The sequence below is a fragment of the Parapusillimonas sp. JC17 genome, assembly GCF_052180245.1.
In the GTDB taxonomy this organism is placed as follows: domain Bacteria; phylum Pseudomonadota; class Gammaproteobacteria; order Burkholderiales; family Burkholderiaceae_B; genus Parapusillimonas.
This window is the reverse complement of the sequence record NZ_CP197474.1, coordinates 4,441,128-4,460,206: the sequence shown is the minus strand read 5'-3', so window position 1 is coordinate 4,460,206 and position 19,079 is coordinate 4,441,128. Positions and strand designations below refer to the sequence as shown.

The window sequence follows — 19,079 nt, the reverse complement described above, 5'->3', positions numbered from 1 at the left end:
TTCAGGCACAGGTCGGCGATAATGGATGTGCAACCCAATCTTCAAGGAGCGCACGATGTCCGATCCATTACGTGATTCAAATCCCAACTCCATCGATCTGGCCGGCGCGTTGACGCAGCTGCGCGCCCGGTGGGGCTGGTTCGTCGCCCTTGGGGCGGTGCTGGTCGTTCTCGGCGTGATCGCCATGGCGTATGTCTTCGCGGCCACGCTGGTCAGCGTGCTGTTCATCGGCGCGATGATGCTGGCCGGAGGCATTGGCCAGCTGATACACGCCTGGCGCATCAAGCAGATGTCGGGATTCATATTCTGGACGCTCAGCGGATTGCTTTATGCCGGTGCCGGCCTCATTGCCATCGTCAATCCGGCTGTGGGCGCTTCGGCGCTGACGCTGCTTCTCGGCGCCTCCCTGATCGGCGTAGGGGCGCTGCGCCTGTGGATATGGTTCAACCATCGCGCGCAGCCCGGATGGAAATGGCTGGCGCTGTCGGGAATCATCACCTTGGCCACCGGAATACTCATTGCCGTCAATTGGCCCGGCAACAGTGTGTGGATACTCGGATTGTTGCTTGCGTTCGACCTGCTGTTCCAGGGATGGACGTCGATGCTGGTGGGATTTGCGCTGCGCGAGCGCAAAAGCTGAAGGGGTCAGACCCCGTACGGGGTCTGACCCCGCCAAGCTTTCAGCCAGCTTCCAAACAGGCATAGAGAATTACCCTAATATTGAGCTCAAGGAATACAGCGCGCCGCAAGCCTACAACGCGAGGCGCGTGGCGTGCGTTCGACCACCGTGCTCTCCAAGGCCAGTATTCACGCGGGTTTGCGTGAGCCGTTCCCAATGTGAGTTTCACCTCGCGTATTTTTCATTCCTTTTTTGAATCTAGATTATAGAAAATTATTCTCTTTTTGAAACAAGAGAAGCTGCGCATCATGCGTTCGTGACACGAATATTTAACTTCACGGAAGCATAAATCTAGCCATGGCAGTTTCTCTTTCAGGTTCCGAGCCCATTCAGGCAGTACGTAGCGTGCTGGCCAAACGCGTCCAGACGATCAAGCCGTCCCCCAGCATGGTGGCGAAGGCAAGGGTCGATCAATTGCGGGCGCAGGGGCAGGACATCACCGACTTCACGGTTGGCGAGCCCGACATGGATACGCCCGCCCACATCGTCGAAGCAGGCGCCCAGGCCTTGAAGTCGGGCCAGACCCGCTATACTTCCAGTGTCGGCACACGCGCTCTGTTGCAAGCGGTGCAGGCCAAGTTCAAGCGCGAGAACGGCCTGGATTTCGAACTCGACCAACTGATCGTCGGAACCGGGGCGAAGCAACTGATCTACACGGCTTTTTCGGCCACGGTGGATGCCGGCGACGAAGTCATCGTCCCCGCGCCATTCTGGGTTTCGTATCCCGATATGGTCCTGGTCAACGATGGCACGCCGGTCATCGTGGCATGCACCGAAGCCAGTGGCTTCAAGCTGACGCCCGAGTTATTGGAAGGCGCCATTACGCCTCGCACCAAATGGGTCTTGCTGAATACGCCAAGCAATCCCACGGGTGCTTTGTATACCGAGGCAGAGCTGCGCGCGCTCATCGACGTGCTGCGCCGCCATCCTCAAGTATGGATATTGACAGACGAAATCTACGAGCATTTGTCATACGGCGACGCACGCCATGTTTCCATCGCCGCGCTGGATGCCGACATTGCAGAGCGCACATTGACGATCAATGGCGTGTCCAAGGCATATGCCATGACGGGATGGCGCGTCGGCTATGCCGGCGGGCCCCGCATGCTGATCAAGGCCATGGGCACCCTGATTTCCCAGAGCACCAGCTGCGTGACCTCGATGAGCCAGGCGGCCGCGGCTTTCGCCTTGACGGCTGACCAGGCGTGCGTAGCAGAGGGCGCGGCGGTGTTCAAGGCGCGTCGCGATCGCATCGTCACCCTGCTGAATGCGATTCCGGGCATACGCTGCGCGGAGCCGGCAGGCGCGTTCTACGTCTATCCCAGCGTGGAGGGACTGATCGGCAAGAAGACGCCGGGCGGCCAGGTACTCGAGTCCGATCTCGACGTATCGATGTATTTGCTCAACGAGGCGAAGGTCGCCGTGATGGACGGTACGTCCTACGGTCTGTCGCCATACTTGAGACTCAGTTTTGCAACCTCCATCGAGCAGATCGAGATCGGCTGCGAACGTATCGCGCGGGCATGCGCAAACTTGACCTGAGGTTGCCGGCAGAGGCGACTACGGTTTTCAACGACATTGTTTTTACTGGAGAGGGAACAACATGAAGAAGCAAATTTTGGCATTGACCGCCGCGCTCGGCATGGTGGCTGCATTGGCACCCGCTGCGCAGGCAGGGACGCTCGAAGACATCAAGGCGCGCGGCAAGTTCATATGCGGCACCATGGGCACGGCGGAACCCTTCAGCTTCCAGGACCCCAAGACGCGCGCGATCGTCGGATACGAAGTCGACATGTGCCAAGCCGTGGCCGACAGCCTGAAAGTACCCTTGGAACTCAAGCTGATCGCCGTGGAAGCCCGCATCCCCGAGCTGGTCGCCGGCCGCGTCGACCTGATTGCCGCCAACCTGGGATGGACGCCGGAGCGTGCGCAGCAGATCGATTATTCGTTCCAGCATTTTGCCAGCCTGCAGAAGGTGCTGGCACGCGAATCCGACAAGGACCTGAAGTCGCCCGCCGACCTGGCGGGCAAGCGCGTGAGCGCCGTGCGCGGTTCGTCGTCCGAAGCGGGCGCACGCAAGCACATCCCCAACGTGGAGACCGTGACGTTCAAGGATCCCAGCGGCGCCTTCCTGGCGGTCCAGCAGGGCAAGGTCAGCGGCTTCGTGATCTCCGAGCTGAACGCCGTGAAGTTCAAGGCCCAAGCGGCGAACAGCCCGGTACCGGTCAAGCTGCTGGAGCCCGCGCTGTTCCTCGAGCCCTGGGGCATGGGCATGCGTAAAGGGGACACCGAATTCCGCAACCACGTCAACAAAGTCCTGACGGACATGGATGCATCGGGCCAGGCCGATCGCATCTACGACAAGTGGTTCGGCATGGACACCCTCTACAAAATGAAGCGCGAGTTCAAGATCGCGGAAATCACGGGCTGATTTCCGCCGGTGGAGATTTGGAGTCTTGGGTAGATGCATTACGTTTTTGATTTTGGCGCCATCTTCCAGGGCGAGTACCCGGATATATTGCTCAGGGGGTTATTGACCACCCTGGCGCTGACCGGGCTCGCCTGGGTGCTGGCCTTCGCGATCGGCATGCTGCTCGCCGTCATACGCATGACGGGGTCTCGGCTGGCGAACGGCATCATCAGTCTGTACGTTGCCTTTCATCGCAACGTGCCGATGCTGGTGCACATCCTCTTCTGGTATTTCGGCATACCGCAGCTGCTGCCGGTGTCCGCAGTGGACTGGCTGAACAGCCATGGCAGCGAGTTTCCGCTCGCGATGGTCGCCATTGCGCTGGTGACTTCCGCATATGTCTGCGAGGACTTGCGCAGCGCAGTCAGATCGATACCGTCGGGGCAGATCGAGGCATCGCGCGCGCTGGGCTTGAGCTTCCTGAGGACGATGCGCAAGGTGGTCTTGCCGCAAGCCTTCCGGATCGCCATCCCGCCCTTGCTCAACCAGACCCTGCTGCTGTTCAAGAACACCAGCCTGGCCATGGCGATAGGGGTGATGGAGCTTACGGCGGCCGGTCGTGAAATCGAAAACTATACCTTCAGGACGTTCGAAGCCTATGCGGCCGTAACGGTCATCTACCTGGGTATCTCCTTTCTTATCATGTGGGGCGGCGCAGTGTTGTCGCGTCGCGTCCGGATCGTGGGAGCGCGTTGAACCATGTGGGAGATTCTTCAAGACAATGCGCTATTGCTGCTGATCGGCCAGTATCCGCATGGACCCATAGGCGGTCTCGCGGCGACCCTGGGCCTGGCAGCAATCAGCCTGCTGCTGGCCTTTCCAGGTGGCATATTGCTGGCGCTGGGGCGGGTCAGCCCCTACCGGATTTTCTACTTGCCGGCATCGGCCATCGTGTATGTGGTGCGCGGCCTGCCGCTGCTGATGTTCATTTTCTGGGCCTATTTTTTCGTGCCGCTGATCATCGGACGGCCGGTGGCCGGCGCCACGACCATGGTCGTGGCCCTGGTGATCTACGAAAGCGCCTACTTGGCCGAGATCATACGCGCCGGCATACAAGCCTTGCCGGATGGGCAACAAGAGGCGAGCAGGGCGCTGGGCATGTCGTATATGCAGACCATGCGCAAGGTGATTTTGCCGCAAGCCTTGTTCAACATGCTCCCAAGCATGCTTAGCCAGTTCATTTCCACGGTCAAGGAAACTTCGCTCGCCTATGTGATAGGCGTGCAGGAATTGACTTACGCCGCAAACCAGATCAACAGCGTACTGCTGACCAAGCCGCTGGAAGTCTTTACCTTGCTGGCATTAACATACTTTGTATTGAATTTCGGCCTGACATGCCTGGTTGCGCTCACCGAACGGATGATCAAGCGCAAGCGCAGCGGGCAGGCCGTGAAGGTGGCAACGACATGATCCGATTTTCCCAGGTCAACAAGTGGTATGGCGACTACCATGCCCTCAAGGATATCAACGCGCACGTCAAGCCGGGCGAGGTCGTGGTGGTTTGCGGCCCCTCGGGGTCGGGCAAGTCCACACTGATCCGCACGGTCAATCGCCTGGAGCCGATCGAAAAAGGCACCATTACAGTGAACGGCAAGGATGTCTACGACAAGCGCAATCAGATCGATGAGCTGCGCAGTCATATCGGTTTCGTATTCCAGCAATTCAATCTGTTTCCCCACCTGAGCGTCATTGAGAATCTGACACTCGCTCCTTTGCAGTTGAAGCGCGCCAGTAAAAGCGAGGCGCGGGAAAGGGCGATGCAATTGCTAGAGCGGGTCGGTCTGGGCCACAAGGCAGACGCCTATCCTTTGCAGCTCTCGGGCGGACAGCAGCAGCGCGTCGCCATTGCGCGCGCTTTGTGCATGAATCCGCCGGTCATGCTGTTTGACGAACCCACCAGCGCGCTGGATCCCGAGATGGTGGGCGAAGTGCTGCAGGTGATGAAGCTGCTGGCCAAGGAGGGCATGACCATGGTGTGCGTGACGCACGAAATGGGCTTTGCCCGCGAAGTGGCCGACCGGGTCTGGTTCATGGATGCCGGCAGCATTGTCGAAACGGGCACGCCGGACGAGTTCTTCAACAGGCCGCAAAGCGCGAGGGCGCAGAAATTCCTCAATGAAATCCGCCATTAAGGCTTTTTAGCGCTCGCGCCGCGGCGCGCCACACCGTCCATGCTTACATTCAAACAGATCGAAGCCCTGTACTGGGCCGTGAAGCTCGGCACGTTCTCTGCGGCGGCGGACAAACTGCATACGACGCAGTCCGCGATCACCAAGCGTATCCAGGAACTGGAAAGCAAATTCGACATCGTGCTGTTCGACCGCAGCGGCCACAAGGCGGCCTTGGTGGGCAAAGGCCACGAGATTTTCGCCATCGCCGAGAAAATGCTGGCCGATCGCGACCAGTTGGTGGCACGGCTGGAAGGGCATAATGTGCTCACCGGCACCTTGCGCTTCGGCATTACGGAAATCATGGCCATGACCTGGCTGCCGTCCCTTATCCGTATCTTGCGTTCGCGCTATCCCAACATCGACCTGGAGCCGCGCATCGATATGGCCGGTGAGCTGCAGAAGCAGTTGCTGTCGGGTGAGATCGATCTGGCCTTTCTGAATCACAAGTTTCTGGATGGCCAGTTGGTGTCGCAGCCTTTGCGCGAGCTTGAGTTCGCCTGGATGGGCTGTCCGGATCAGTTGGATGCCGACAAAGTCTATACGCCGGCGCAATTGGCCAGGATGCCCTTGCTGCGCCAGTCGCAGGAGTCGGCGTTGAACACGGTGTACGACGAATGGCTGAGCCCCCACATCGCCAAGAAAAACCTTTTCACGATCAATAGCCTGATCGCGATGGCCGGCTTGGCAGCCGCGGGTTTCGGCATCTGCTGCCTGCCGCGCGAGTATTTTTCCGACATGGTGCGGCAGAAACAACTGGTGCTGCTGAAGACCACCGTGCCGGCTCCCAGCACCTTGTACTGCGCTGCCTATCGCCGCGAGGCGGGCTCCATCTTTTACGAGAGCGTCGCGCAACTGGCGAAGGATTGCTGCGACTTTTCGAAGGCTCGGGGTCAGACCCCGTACGGGGCCTGACCCCAGGCAATGGCCCCATGCATCGAGGTTCGGGGTCAGACCCCGCATGGGGTCTGACCCCCCACAATAGCCTGGATGCCGGCTCCGATATCAAGGATGTGCTGGTCGTGCATGGCCGGTCCGGCGACCATGAGGCCTACCGGTGCCGTGCCGGGTTGGTGGCAGGGCAGGGACAACGCGCAGCCATCCAGGAAGTTGATCAGCGTGGGGTTGCGGAGTATGAGTCCGTTCGCGGCGAAGTAGGCGTCGTCCGACGCTTGGAGATCCTGGATTTTCGGGGCGACGACGGGCGAGACCGGCATGAGCAGGGCATCGTATTGGCGTAGCCGGGCTTCGACCGAGGCGATCCAGTTCTTGCGTGTTTGCAGCAGCTCGATGTAGTCGGCGGACGAGATGTCCTTGCCGCGCTTGATGCGGGAGGAAACCCTGGGGTCGTATTCGTCGGGCCTTTCGGTGATCAGGGACCGGTGCCAGGACCAGGCTTCGGCGCAGACCAGGCCTCCGAGCCGGTTGATATAGGGAAGCTGATCGAACTCGGGCAGGTCGATGGTTTCGACGCCGGCACCGGCTGCCTTGAGGGATTCCAGCGCTTGCTGGAAAGTGCTGCGGACATGGTCGTCCGCGCCTTCCATGACCATGGATGACGGAACGGCGAAGCGCATGTTCGAGGCTTGCACGGCTTTCGGCGCCTTGTACGCCTGGCCGGACAGGACCGCATCCACGATGGCGCAGCATTCCACCGAGGCGGCGAGCGGCCCGATGGAGTCGAGGCTGAAGGAAAGCGGCAGCGCGCCATCGGCGGGAACGCGCCGGGCCGTGGGTTTGAATCCGACCAGTCCGTTGAAGGCGGAAGGAATGCGGATCGATCCGCCAGTATCGGTGCCGATGGCGGCCACGGCCATCTGGTCGGCGACCGATACGCCGGCACCCGAGGACGAGCCGCCGGGTATGCGTCCGGCCGCGCGGTCCCATGGGCTGCTTGGCGTACCGTAGTGCGGGTTGAGTCCCAGTCCGGAGAAAGCGAACTCGGTCATGTTCGTCTTGCCGACGATGATGGCGCCCGCGTTGATCAGGCGCTGTACGATTTCCGCGTTGGCCTGTGCCGGCGGCGCATTTTTCAGCACGGCGGAGCCGGCCCAGGTGACGCGGCCCGCGACATCGAAAAGGTCCTTGACGGAAACAGGCAGGCCGTCGAGTGGCGAGCGCACGAGGCCCGCCGCCCGCAGTGTGTCGGCGGCGCGGGCGGCCGCACGGGCTTCATCGTGGAAAACCTGGGTAAAGACGCGCCGGCCTTCTCCGTTGGAATCGTCGATGCGCGCCAAGGCCGCCTCGGTCAGTTCCAGCGAGGTAGTCTTGCCTTGTGCGAGTTGTTCCTGGAGGGCGCGGATGGTGGGAAGCATATCGGTGGCCTTGCGGTATTACTTGGAAGGTTGATGAAAGTCAGGCGATTTCAGGCAGGATATCGAGGGTATAGCGGTGCTTGATACTGCGTTGCCTGCGTGGATCGTGGAGCTCCATGGTAAACGATGGCGAGGGGCGGATGCCGCCAATGGCCGCCACGGTGCCGCAAGTCATGCCGCAATGCTCGGGGATGGTGTCTTGCCCGAAATGGCCGCGCACGAGTTCTTGAGGATGGCGCAGCTCGGCCAGCGGGCCCTCCTGGTACAGCACGGTCTTGCCTTGTTCTTCTATCCATGCCCGCAGAAGGAGTTCGTCCCAGTGGTCCGCGACGTCTTCATAAAGCCAGGCCTGAGTGGCGACGGGCTTGACGCACAGCTGCTTGGACAGGGCGACGCTGTGCGCCTCGAGCTTGCGGTCGGTATGGTCCGACGCCAGGCTGACGAGCGTCCGGCCCTGGCTGGAAAACAGGAAGACCTCGGCCTCGCCCGAAGAGCCGTCGCCCACGACCTGGACTTCCTGGTCCTGGATGAGCTGGTTGGCGGCGATGCGGTAGTAAAGGGGGACGGCGCTGGGGCGCGGGACGCCGATGGCGGCCAGTTCCTGGATATGGTGTTCGATGGCATCCAGGTCGCGGCCCGCCCAGCCGGCGACGATGCAAGTGGCGATGTCGGCGTCGATCCGGTGTTCGGACTGATCGGCGAGCAGGAGTTTGAACGAGAGTTTCACGATTGCCTCGGGTGATGGTTAACTGAAGACGCGTGGCAGCCACAAGGCCAGGTCGGGCACGATGGCAAGGACGGCCACCATGGCGATGAGCATGATGACGAACGGCAGGCTGCCGATCATGACGGCGTTCATGCTGCCGCTGGTGCGCAGGCTCTGGACCACGAAGAGGTTCAGGCCCACGGGCGGGGTGATCAGTGCGACTTCCACCAGGATGATGATGACGATGCCCAGCCAGACGGGATCGTAGCCCAGCGCGATCATGATGGGCGCCACGATGGGGATGGTGGTGATCATCATGGACAGGGTTTCCATGAAGCAGCCCAGCACCAGGTAGAACACCACCAGGATGAGCAGCATGGTCGTGGGGGAAACGTCCAGGCCGGTAATGGTTTGCGTGAGTGCCGTCGTCAGGCCGGTCGCCGCCATGATGAAATTCAGGAAGGCGGCGCCGATGACGATCAGCATGATCATGGCGGTGGCTTTCATGGTGCCTTCCAGGACGTCCCGCATCATCGCCAGTGTCAGGCGGCGCATGCTTGCCGCAAGAATGAGCGCGCCTACGACCCCGAGGGCCGCCGCCTCGGTGGGCGTCGCGATGCCCGCATAGATGGAGCCCACCACCAGCATGAAGATGCCCAGGGGCGGTACGAGATGTACCAGGCTGGCCATGCGCTGGCCCCAGGTAGCGGATATTTTTTCTCCGCCCCATTTTGGCTTTGCGATGCAGGCGATGGCGATGGCCAGCATGAACAGCGCCGCCATGGCAAGACCCGGGATGATGCCCGCCAGATAAAGGCGGGGAACCGAGGTGTTGGTCAGCACGCCATAGATGATCAGGTTGATGGAAGGCGGGATGAGAATGCCCAGTGCGCCGCCGGCCGCCAGGCTGCCCAGGAAGAGGGATTCGTTGTAGCCCTTTTTTTGTATCTGGGGAATGGCGACCGTGCCGACGGTGGCCGCGGTGGCCACGCTGGAGCCGGACGTGGCGGCAAAGAGCGCGCTGGCACCGATGTTGGCGTGCATCAGCCCGCCGGGAAGCCAGGACAGCCACAGGCTCATGGCGTTATACATTTTCTCGGCAAGGCCCGACCGGAGCAGGATCTCGCCCAACATCACGAACAGGGGAATGGCAACCAGCAGGAACTCATTGCTGGTGGACCATGAGACTTCGCCGATGGCGCGGGTCAGCGGCAGCATGGAGTACAGCGGATCCAGGATCAGGCCGAGGACGCCCAGCGCCGCGCCGACCGGTATGCTGATGCCCAGCAGGACGAGCAGAAGGACAAGCGAGGTGGTAACCATTACGCGTCTCCCTTTACCATGCGTACGCCGGCTTCGGCTTCTTCGGCCGCTTCTTCCTGCGTGCTGCGTATGCCGCAGATGGCTCGCACCGTGTCAATGTCGCCTGTGACCAGCGCGATGGACGACCGGATGAGCATGAGCGCAAGGACGATGCATAGCCAGATCAGACCGATGACCCAAAGGAATTGGGGAATCCATAAAGGGGTCGCCATGACCGTATTGGCCGTGGCGTTCCGCTCCCAGGATAGTGCCGCGACGTCGCCTGCGTACCAGGTAAGATAGATGGCGAATACCGCCAGGCCCACCAGCGCGACCCAGTCGAGCAAGGCGCAGACGCGCGCAGGCAGTAGCTGGTAGAGCGCATCGATGCGGATGTTGGCGCGCTGCAGCGTGGCGAACGCCAGCGCCCACGAAATGCTGATGGCAAAGGCATAGCCCGAGAGCTCGTCGGATCCGCCCAAGGCGAAGCTGAAGAACTTGCGGGTGATGATGTCTGCCGTAATGTAAAGGGCACTGGCCAGCGTGAGCGCGCCGGCCACCCATATGGCAAGGCGCGACAGAGAGGTCGCCGCATTAAGCAGGCGACCAAGAAGAGCGTAGCGTTCCGCAGATGTTTTCATGATCTTCACCGCGATGGTAGATCGGGTGGCGGCCTGTAGCGGCCGCCACCCGTGCACACTAGGGGCTTACTTCTTGGCGGTGACGCCCAGGGCCTTGCCGATGGTGTCGTTGAAGTCGGCCACGCATTCGGCCGAGCAGCGCGCCGCCCATTTCGGCACGACGGTCTCGGCGGTGATCTTCTTGAGCAACTGGCGGTCGGCGTCGGTAGGCTCAACCAGCTTCATCTTGCCCTTTACCGGTTGCGTGCATGCATCCGCGCCTGTATTGCAGTCATAGCCTTCCTGGGTTTCGCGCGCCGCCGCCTCCCAGATGGCATTGGTCATGACCTTGATGTTCTTTTGCAGGAAGTCCTGGACCTTGGGATCGAGCTTGTCCCAGTAGGCCTGGTTGGCCGCGTGGATCTGCTGGTTCCAGTTGATGGGCAAGGCATACAGGTGGGTGCTGACCTCGTACCATTTGGCGGAATATCCCGACATGGAACCGGTGATGGCGCAGTCGACGACGCCGTTCTGCAGGGCGGGAACGACTTCGCCGAAGGGGATGGTGACGCTCGTGCCGCCCAGCGCCTGCACGAATTCCGCCGTGGTGCGGCTGCTGGTGCGCACTTTCTTGCCCTTGACGTCGGACAGTCCCGCGATCTGCGCGTTGCAGAACAGTACTTGAGCGGGATAGGTCGAGAAGCCGAGGACCTTCACGTTGTTCTTGCCGTAGAACTTTTCATAGACGGGCTGGAACGCCTCGGTTATTTGCTTGGCCGTCTTGACGTCGGGTGCCAGGCCGGCAAGGTCGATGGCTTCGTTGATGGGATTGTCGCTGGCGAAATAGGCGATGGTCGCCGTGCCGATGGGAATGACGCCCTGGCCGACCAGCCGCAGGATCTCCGGCCCCTTCAGGCCCATGTCGTTGAAGCCCTTGATGGTTGCCGTGACCTGGCCCTCGGACAGCTCGGGGACGGTCTTGGTCCAGAACGGCTGCTCGTGATTCTGGTAGGCGGTCAGGTTGCTGAGGCCGCCGACGACCTGGAGCTGTGTCTTGGGCAGTCCTGCCACCTTGTCCTGGGCGAAGGCGCCCGAGCCCGCCAGCAGGGCGCCGGCCGCGAATGTCGAAATAAGCAGTGCTTTCATGTGAGTCTCCTTATGGTGTCCAAATGGTTACGGACGGAACGTTTACAGTCTCAAAACGACGCGATGCTGGTGTTGCTGATATCGGTGATCAGCATGTGCCCCGGTGCATGGGTGATGCTGAATTCGGGCTTGACGGTGTGGATGACGGCCTGCGGGGTGACGCCGCAGGCCCAGAAGACCGGAATTTCGTCTGCATGAACGGGAACCGGGTCGCCGTAGTCGGGTTGTTGTATGTCGTGGATGCCGATCAGGGAAGGGTCGCCCAGGTGTACGGGCGCCCCGTGCACGGACGGAAAGCGAGAGGTGATCTGGATGGCGCGTATGGCGTCGCCGGCCTTCATGGGGCGCATGGAAACGACCAGCGGGCCTTGCAGCTTGTGGGTGCCGGCGGTGGGGATGTTGGTCCGGTACATGGGGACATTGACGCCCATGCTGATATGGCGGACATCGATGCCATCGGCCACGAGCGCTTCCTCGAAGGAAAAAGAGCAGCCGATCAGGAAAGACACCAGGTCGTCGCGCCAGACCTCGTCGAGACTGGCGGGCTCGGATACGAGCTTGCCATGATGCCAGACCCGATACTTGGGCACGTCGTTGCGCAGGTCGATGTCGTGGCCCAGGGAGGGCACGGCATGCTGGCCGGGCTCGGTGACCGCGAGCAAGGGGCAGGGCTTGGGATTACGCTGGCAGAAGAGCAGGAATTCGTCCGCCAGGGATGACGGCAGGATCATCAGATTGGCTTGCACGCAGCCCGGCGCCAAACCCGCGGTGGGACCCGTGTGTCGGCCTTGCCGGATGAGGGCGCGGCTATGCTGCGCCGCCTCCGCGAGCTTTTCATGAGAGTTTGAACGCATCGCCATGGTGGTCATTCATGCTCCAGAAGTGATTGCGGTTTATTGCATCCTAACTCCGGTTTTGTGTCCAATCGTTCGTTTGCATATGGTGCGATAAATTTTTCTTATGTCTGGGCTGACGCTTTTGCGACCCGTTGAGCCAGTCGTGCGACCGTCCGGACGGTATGGCTGTCGGGCGAGTCGACCCAGCACGCATAAAAACCCAGGGCTTCGGGCGTTTTCTCTACATCGAGCACGCAGAGCTTGCCTTCCAGTATTTCTTCCCGAATGACGGCGGGGGCGATGACGCTCGGGCCTATGCCCCGCAAGGTCATTTGTACGATGGTACTGAGCGATGCGCTTCCGTAGATGCGCGGTGTCTTGATGCCCGCCCCTTCGAGCAGCGCCTTGATCGCCTGGTACGGCTGGCTGACCGTGGGGTAGGTAATGATCGGATAAGCGCCCAGTTCGGTCAAGGAAACGGGCTTTTGTTGCAGCTTCAGGCGAGGGCTGGCGATCCAGGCCAGCTCGTAGTCGCAGAGATACAAATGGCACTCCCGAGGAGACTGAGGCTGCCCCACCAGAAAAGCGAGGTCGATCTGGTGCGCGGCGAGCTGCGCGCGCAGCACATGTGAAGTATCTACGTGAAGCTCCACGACCAGGGCCGGGTACTTCTGATGCAGCGCGTCGATGAGGTGGTGCAGCCAGGTATGCACCAGGGTTTCGCTGGACCCCAGCCTCAACGTGCCGCGAACCGCGTTCTGGGCCTTGGCGACCGTCAGCATTTCGTTGCGCAGTTCGAGCATGCGATGCGCGTGCGACAGAAGTTCCTGGCCTTTCTCCGTCAGTTTGATGCCTCGGGCGCCGCGCTCGAAGAGGCGGGTCGTCATGGATTTTTCCATGGCGGCGATGCGTTGCGAGATGGCGGGCTGGGTCGTATTGAGCTTTTCCGCGGCTGCCCGGAAGCTGCCGAGTTCGGCAACCCACACAAACGCATCTATTTGCTTGAAATCCATCATTTTGTTTATGTGTATCATTTTTCCCGCCCGGAAGCGGGTAGTATGATGCGATTCGTCACGCATCGCCGCAAGCCTTACCATGCCCCAAGACCACAATGCTGTCGCCCCGGAAGCGCTCATGCCCAGCCACATGGACTATTTCGACGTTACGCCAATTTCCTTGTGGCTGGAAGACTATAGCGAACTGCGCGCCCTGTTCAATGCATGGCGCGCACAGGGGGTCACAGACCTGCGCGCCTTCGTGGCGCGCGAGCCGCAGCGCTTGAAGGAATGTTCCGACAGCATACGCTTGTTGCGGGTCAATCGGGCCACCTTGTCTTTGTATGCGGCCGATTCGTTCGACACGCTTTCGCGCCGGCTGAGCGAAGTGCTGCGGGACGAAACCTACGGGGCGCTGACGAGCGAGCTTGAAAGGCTGTGGCAGGGCGAACTTACGTTTGAAAGCCAGAGCGTGAACTACGCGCTCGACGGGCGGCGCATGGACATTCTGCTGAAGGGCGTGGTGCTCCCCGGGCACGAATCCGACTGGGGGCGCGTGCTGGTGTCCATCGAGGACATCAGCCAGCTGGAGGACGCCCGGCGCAGTATCGCAGAAAGCGAGCACTATACCCGCGGGCTTTTCGAGCAAAGTCCGGTGTCGCTGTGGGTCGAGGACTTTTCCGCGATCAAGCTCCTGCTCGACGAAATCCGGGGCCGGGGGATCGTGGACTTTCGAACCTTCATCGACGTGCATCCCGAATTCGTGGAGCGCTGCCTGTCGGAAATCAAGGTGCTCGATGTAAACCGCTACACCTTGAAGATGTTCGGCGCATCGAGCAAGACCGACCTGGTGGGCAGGATGCCGGAGATCTTCCGCGACGAGGTACATGTTTCGTTCGGCATGCAGCTGCAGGACCTATGGGACGGCAAGCTGTTCCAGCAGCGCGAAGTGATGAACTACGCCCTGGATGGAAATCCACTGTATGTGCATCTGCAGTTTTCGGTGTTTCCAGGCCACGAAGACAGCTGGGACAAGGTCCTGCTGGCCTTGACGGACATCACCGCCCGCAAGAAGGCTGAAGCCTATCTGGAATATCTGGGCAAGCACGATGTCCAGACAGGGCTGAAGAACCGGTCCTTCTACGTAGAGGAACTGGCTCGGCTGGAAAGGAAAAAGCAATACCCCATTACCGTCATTTTCATCGATTTGAATGACTTGAAGGGCGTGAACGATACGGTGGGGCACATGGTGGGCGACGCATTGCTGCGGCGTACTGGCGAGGTGCTGTCGCAGGCCATCGACAAGCTCCATCACGCGGCGCGGATAGGCGGAGACGAATTCGCCGTGCTCATGCCGGGGGCAAGCGAGGAAACGGGCGCCGTGGTGGTGGACAACATTCGCAAGCTTACGCAGCTGAACAACGACTTCTACACGGGCCCGGCCCTGAGTCTTTCGATCGGTGTTGCGACCTGCCACAAAGGCATGGCCCTGGAGGATGCCTTGCGCGCCGCGGACCTGGCCATGTACGAGGAAAAGCGCGCCTACTACAAAAGTGGAATTGCACGCGACCGTCGCGCCTGAGCGCTTCGGCATGGACTACAATCAGGCATGCTTCCCTCTGTAGCGAAATTGTTTCTCATGCGCGAGCGGGCGTGTCGCCAAGCTTGCGCCCGCGCTTTGCGCTGCGAGCTCCTGGTTTCCCAGGAGCTCGCAGCGCGTTCGGCGTATGCGCGCGCCAAACCGGGCTAAGAACACCGCGCTTTTCGTGCCGCGGCCAGTCTCGCGTTTCCCCGTTCACCCAGCCAAACCCCCAAGCCTGCTCCATATCGCATGATGCGATGGTGTCTGCATGGCTACATCCAGAGAATGCAAAGACATGCAACTCACCAAAAAATTCGTCAAAGCCAAGAATCCATGCACGTCGGGCTATCGTTGGTTCCTGAAGGACCGCAACGGCCAGGGCGACTACCAGGAAATCCTGGACGCGCTGGTGGCCGATAATCGCATCGACGATGCGTGCTGGCTGCTCGATCAGTTCGGTGCAACCGACGAGGTCCTGACGCTGGATTACGTGGACGCCAATGCCATCGTGTTTGCCGGCACGCTGATCGTGCGGCAAGGCATCAATGTCGACACGGTCGTCAGGGCCGGGCAGAAAATCGTCGCCGGCGGAGGCATCAAGGCGGGCACCGACATCGTGGCCGGGCAAGACATCCAGTCCAAGGGCAGCATCATAAGCGGCGGCCATATCCGGGCCGAGGGCGACGTGAGCGCGGATTGGGGCATCGAAGCGGCATCGCGCATCGAATGCGGCGGCAACCTGCGGGCGCAATGGGATATTTGCGCCGGGCAGGGCGTGGCGGTCACGGGCGACATCCGCGCGGGGCAGTCGTTGCAAGCCGGCGGTTCGATCAAGTGCGATCAAGGCATCAAGGCCGGGCGCGACATCAAGGCCGAGCATGACATCGTCGTGGCGCGCGGCATTCAATCGGGCGGATCCATCATTGCGGGCAACCATATTGAAACCGGCTGGGGGATTTTGTCGGGTTGCGATATCGTGGCGGACGGTTCCATCAAGGCGGGTGAGGGACTGGTTGCGGACGGACTGATCGAGCCGGGACTGGGCCACGGCGTCTATGCCGGCTTGCGCGTGCGCCTGGACGCCTGGGCGGACGCGGCGCGCGTGGTGGCGCGGGCGCGACCGCGCCAGTTGGTCAGTGGCTACTGGTGCGGCGCCGAGGCTTGAGCGAGCACCTCGATACGTTTGAAGTCCATGCGCAGCAAGGCGTCGCGGACCTCGCTCAGGAAGCCGGAATCCTGAGGATGGGAACGGGCCGCGGCGCTCAGCCATTCCTCGATGCGGCTCAGTTCGCCGGCCTGAGCCAGCAAGGCGAGGTCGCGCAGGCCGGCGTAGGGCAGCTCGCCAGCCGCCGCTCTTGACGAGGTGGTGCTGCTTCGTGCCTTCGAGTCGGCGCCGCGCCAGTGTGCCGGCCTGCCGTCGGCGATGTCGACCGAAATCTGGAATTGGAACCGGCTGCCCTTGCCTGGACTGCTCTCCACGGTCAGGCTGCCACCCATTTTTTCGATGAGATTGCGGGCGATGTGCAAGCCCAGCCCTACGCTGCCCGGGGTGGCCCGGAGCTGGTTGTATGGCTTGAAAATTGCCGCCTGGGATTGCGCGGCGATGCCGATGCCCGAATCGCTCACCGAGAACTCGAGTGCGCAACGCTTGCCCGTGATGCTGGCTTCGACACTCAGGCGGATGACGCCATCGCGGGTGAACTTGGCCGCATTGGACAGCAGATTCAGCAATACTTGTTTGAGACGGGTTTCGTCCAGGCTCAGGACGGACGGCAGGGCTGAATCGGCGCTCGCCTTGAATACATTGTTCTGCTGGGTGCTCAGTGCAATCGCGTAACCGGCGATTTCATCGAGGAAATCATTGACAGGCACTTGCATGGGCCGGATCGTCAGCGGGAGTTCGGTCTTCGCGCACTCCAGGAGCTGATCGATCAGGACAAGCTGATAATTCACGCTGCGCTCGATGGCCTGCACATGTGGCGCCTGTTCCGGCGTTTCCGTATTCTTCAGCAGACGCACGTAGCCGGCGATGGTGGCCAGAGGCGCACGCAGGTCGTGGCCGATATGGCTGAGCATTTCCGACTGTCTCCGGTTTCTTTCATCGGCTTCATGCAAGGCCCGGTTCAGCTCGTCCGAAAACGCAAGAGCTTGCCGGGCGGAGGAGTGCCGGCGGCGGTTCTGGATGAACCACATGGTGAGCAGCGGCAGGCTGAACGCCAGACCGGCAAGAGCGATGAGGGGATGGGTGCCGGGGTTCTCCAGGCCGACCCAGCGCAACTGCTCGGTGAAGAGACCGCCGCGCTCCAGCGCCCGCAACAGCGTGTGGGCGAAGAAAAAAGCGCTCGTCAAGATCAGCAGGCGCAAGGATCGTGAGGATCTGCGCAGCAATAGCAGCGCGGCGATGGGAAGAGCAATGGCGTAAAGCAGGGCGAGCCGGGCGACGATATCGTCCAGGCCGCCCAGGTCGACGCAGAGGGAAGCGAAGGCCAGCACGGCCTGCACGCCCGCAAGCAGCTTGACGCATTTTCTTGCCGGAGCATGATGCGGATCGTTTTTGGTCATGCTGAGCAGAAACAGCAGGAAGAGGGAGAGCGCGGCATGGCCAAAGGCATGAGGCGCCCGGGCGGCCCACTCCGTGGCTTCGGGCCACAAGTAAAGTTTCGCATACCCGCGCAGCGACGCTTCGTACAGCGTGGTCGTGGCGCCGAGCAACGACAGGACACCCAGCGCGCCGCTTTTGAGCTGGAATGCGACCAGCAGGCTGCACAAGGAGATGCTCAGCAGGCCGCCGAACAGCATGCCGATAAGCAGGTTGTCATGTTCTTCCGCGAGAAAGTATGCCGACTGCGCGTAGAGGGAGGGGTAAAGCGTGAACCTCTTGCTGTTCTGGATGCGCATCAGGACCCGGCGTTCGCTGCCTGCCGGCAACTCGATCACCAGCGCTTGTTCGCGGGCGGTATCGGCGCTTTGCGCGGAGACGGGAACCCATCTTCCTGTGGCAGTGTGGTACCAACCGTCATCCGTGCTCGTGTAGTAGTCGATGCGGTCGAGTTCGAGCGTTCCGGGCAGAAAACGCAAGGTCATGGGCATCGATTGATGATTGGCGACGGTGAAGGTCAGCCACCAAGTGGAGGACGGCGACAGCGATTGACGGGGCTCGAGCGCCGTTTCGTCGAAGGATATCGGCCTGTCCTGCGCCCAGGCCTGCACATCGTTCAAGTCCAGCAAGTGCGTAGTGTCTTCAAGAAGGTGAAGCTGCCCGCTCAGGGAAACAGGCCAGCGCAAACCATCATGCATGTCGAGACTGTGGGCATTGATTTGTGAAACCCAAGCCAGTAATAAAATTCTAAAAAAAAGTTGCAACATGTCATTGATGTAATAATTAATCGACTTTTCGTATTTGACCTCAAAATCTTAATGTCCATGGCTCCTCGCATCGGCCCGTACTGTCAAGGAGTGGAAACTATGGCTGCCGCGCCACACATTCTATTGATCGACGATAGCCCCGACGAATTGCGTCTGCTTGCCGAAATTCTGCGGGGCTGCGAATTTCGCCTGAGCGTGGCGTTTGACGGCGTACAGGGCTATGAGCGTGCCGTCGCGCGCGTGCCTGATCTCATCATGCTCGATGTGCGCATGCCACGGCAGGACGGATTCGCCACTTGCCGCCAATTGCAGGCGAACCCTCGCACGGCACACGTGCCTATCATTTTTCTCAGTGCGTCCTCTGAGCTGCATGAGCGCCTGGAAGGACTGAATGCTGGCGCCGTCGATTACGTGCTCAAGCCATTCTGGCCTGAAGAAGTCCTGGCCCGCATACGCGTGCACTTGAGGTACGCCAGCGCCGCCGGTGATCGGCTCGGGTACGACTCAAGGACGGCGGGAGCGGCGCCGCTGAAGAGCGAGGATGAAGTCCTGGTCCAGGCCGCCAAGCAGTATCTGGTGGAAAAGCTGGCTTATCCGCCCCGCCTGCAGGAACTGGCGCAAGTTCTTGGCACAAACGAGAAACGGCTCACCCGGGCGTTCCGCAAGGTTTGCGGCACAACTGTCTTTGCTCACCTGCGAGAGCGGCGCATGAAAAAGGCCGAGCAGCTGTTGCGTGAAACCTCATTGAGCATTATTGCGATTTCCGAAGAGCTCGGGTTTTCCAGCGCCGCCAACTTTGCGACGGCATTCCTCGAGCATGCGGGTTCTTCGCCTTCCGCCTACCGTGAGCACCGATAATTCCGCCAATCAATGCAAAACGTCTGGGCGGCAAAG

Annotated in this window: 18 protein-coding genes; 10 read left to right on the top strand and 8 right to left on the bottom strand. The window is 61.0% G+C overall.

All coding sequences use genetic code 11. The features are described 5' to 3' along the window. The first annotated feature begins 55 nt into the window (after nucleotides 1–55). The 7 genes from ACSBPU_RS21335 to ACSBPU_RS21305 all read left to right on the top strand — a co-directional run bounded on the left by ACSBPU_RS21335 (nucleotide 56) and on the right by ACSBPU_RS21305 (nucleotide 6,232). Nucleotides 56–640, top strand: a complete 585-nt coding sequence (locus ACSBPU_RS21335; protein WP_442594018.1) for an HdeD family acid-resistance protein — start codon at nucleotides 56–58, stop codon at nucleotides 638–640. A 336-nt stretch (nucleotides 641–976) separates the two neighbouring features. After that, the gene (locus ACSBPU_RS21330; protein ID WP_442594016.1) at nucleotides 977–2,221 is read left to right on the top strand and encodes an aminotransferase class I/II-fold pyridoxal phosphate-dependent enzyme; all 1,245 of its coding nucleotides are present in this window, start codon (nucleotides 977–979) and stop codon (nucleotides 2,219–2,221) included. Between the two features lie 61 nt (nucleotides 2,222–2,282). Further along, the gene (locus ACSBPU_RS21325) at nucleotides 2,283–3,110 is read left to right on the top strand and encodes an ABC transporter substrate-binding protein (protein WP_442594014.1); all 828 of its coding nucleotides are present in this window, start codon (nucleotides 2,283–2,285) and stop codon (nucleotides 3,108–3,110) included. Nucleotides 3,111–3,143: 33 nt separating this feature from the next. After that, complete coding sequence (locus ACSBPU_RS21320) at nucleotides 3,144–3,845, top strand: amino acid ABC transporter permease (protein ID WP_442594012.1); 702 nt, start codon at nucleotides 3,144–3,146, stop codon at nucleotides 3,843–3,845. 3 nt (nucleotides 3,846–3,848) lie between these two features. Beyond that, nucleotides 3,849–4,559 carry an ABC transporter permease subunit gene (locus ACSBPU_RS21315; RefSeq protein ID WP_180068904.1) on the top strand — a complete coding sequence of 237 codons (711 nt, stop codon included), beginning with the start codon at nucleotides 3,849–3,851 and terminating at the stop codon, nucleotides 4,557–4,559. After that, nucleotides 4,556–5,281 (top strand): amino acid ABC transporter ATP-binding protein, encoded by a 726-nt coding sequence (locus tag ACSBPU_RS21310; protein ID WP_442594010.1) that lies wholly within the window; start codon nucleotides 4,556–4,558, stop codon nucleotides 5,279–5,281. Before ACSBPU_RS21315 ends, ACSBPU_RS21310 begins: the two co-directional genes overlap by 4 nt. Nucleotides 5,282–5,320: 39 nt before the next feature. Next, on the top strand, nucleotides 5,321–6,232 hold the full coding sequence (locus ACSBPU_RS21305; RefSeq protein WP_442594008.1) for a LysR family transcriptional regulator: 912 nt from the start codon (nucleotides 5,321–5,323) through the stop codon (nucleotides 6,230–6,232). A 35-nt stretch (nucleotides 6,233–6,267) separates the two neighbouring features. On the opposite strand, the gene ACSBPU_RS21300 is transcribed toward ACSBPU_RS21305, so the two are convergent. The 7 genes from ACSBPU_RS21300 to ACSBPU_RS21270 form a co-directional block, all read right to left on the bottom strand. Continuing rightward, nucleotides 6,268–7,632, bottom strand: coding sequence for an amidase (locus tag ACSBPU_RS21300; protein WP_442594006.1), 1,365 nt, complete (start codon nucleotides 7,630–7,632; stop codon nucleotides 6,268–6,270). Between the two features lie 40 nt (nucleotides 7,633–7,672). Continuing rightward, nucleotides 7,673–8,359 carry a DUF2848 domain-containing protein gene (locus ACSBPU_RS21295; RefSeq protein ID WP_442594004.1) on the bottom strand — a complete coding sequence of 229 codons (687 nt, stop codon included), beginning with the start codon at nucleotides 8,357–8,359 and terminating at the stop codon, nucleotides 7,673–7,675. An 18-nt stretch (nucleotides 8,360–8,377) separates the two neighbouring features. Next, a complete protein-coding gene (locus ACSBPU_RS21290; RefSeq protein WP_442594002.1) occupies nucleotides 8,378–9,661 on the bottom strand; it encodes a TRAP transporter large permease in 1,284 nt (427 codons plus the stop codon). Next, nucleotides 9,661–10,281 (bottom strand): TRAP transporter small permease subunit, encoded by a 621-nt coding sequence (locus tag ACSBPU_RS21285; protein WP_442594000.1) that lies wholly within the window; start codon nucleotides 10,279–10,281, stop codon nucleotides 9,661–9,663. The genes ACSBPU_RS21290 and ACSBPU_RS21285 overlap by 1 nt, the downstream gene beginning before the upstream one ends. Before the next feature lie 66 nt (nucleotides 10,282–10,347). After that, the gene (locus ACSBPU_RS21280) at nucleotides 10,348–11,406 is read right to left on the bottom strand and encodes a TRAP transporter substrate-binding protein (RefSeq protein ID WP_442593998.1); all 1,059 of its coding nucleotides are present in this window, start codon (nucleotides 11,404–11,406) and stop codon (nucleotides 10,348–10,350) included. A 50-nt stretch (nucleotides 11,407–11,456) separates the two neighbouring features. After that, nucleotides 11,457–12,275, bottom strand: a complete 819-nt coding sequence (locus ACSBPU_RS21275) for a putative hydro-lyase (protein ID WP_442593996.1) — start codon at nucleotides 12,273–12,275, stop codon at nucleotides 11,457–11,459. Between the two features lie 89 nt (nucleotides 12,276–12,364). Next, the gene (locus tag ACSBPU_RS21270) at nucleotides 12,365–13,258 is read right to left on the bottom strand and encodes a LysR family transcriptional regulator (RefSeq protein ID WP_442598469.1); all 894 of its coding nucleotides are present in this window, start codon (nucleotides 13,256–13,258) and stop codon (nucleotides 12,365–12,367) included. 118 nt (nucleotides 13,259–13,376) lie between these two features. Here ACSBPU_RS21270 and ACSBPU_RS21265 point away from each other — a divergent pair, with 118 nt between their 5' ends. Together ACSBPU_RS21265 and ACSBPU_RS21260 are read left to right on the top strand one after the other, a co-directional pair. Continuing rightward, nucleotides 13,377–14,819 (top strand): diguanylate cyclase domain-containing protein, encoded by a 1,443-nt coding sequence (locus ACSBPU_RS21265; protein ID WP_442593994.1) that lies wholly within the window; start codon nucleotides 13,377–13,379, stop codon nucleotides 14,817–14,819. A 295-nt stretch (nucleotides 14,820–15,114) separates the two neighbouring features. Then, a complete protein-coding gene (locus tag ACSBPU_RS21260) occupies nucleotides 15,115–15,984 on the top strand; it encodes a hypothetical protein (protein ID WP_442593992.1) in 870 nt (289 codons plus the stop codon). Here the strand turns inward: ACSBPU_RS21260 and ACSBPU_RS21255 are convergent. Then, on the bottom strand, nucleotides 15,960–18,116 hold the full coding sequence (locus tag ACSBPU_RS21255) for an ATP-binding protein (RefSeq protein WP_442593990.1): 2,157 nt from the start codon (nucleotides 18,114–18,116) through the stop codon (nucleotides 15,960–15,962). The two genes, ACSBPU_RS21260 and ACSBPU_RS21255, sit on opposite strands and share 25 nt — an antisense overlap. Before the next feature lie 168 nt (nucleotides 18,117–18,284). Here ACSBPU_RS21255 and ACSBPU_RS21250 point away from each other — a divergent pair, with 168 nt between their 5' ends. Beyond that, on the top strand, nucleotides 18,285–19,043 hold the full coding sequence (locus ACSBPU_RS21250) for a response regulator transcription factor (RefSeq protein WP_442593988.1): 759 nt from the start codon (nucleotides 18,285–18,287) through the stop codon (nucleotides 19,041–19,043). The last annotated feature ends 36 nt before the right edge of the window (nucleotides 19,044–19,079 follow it).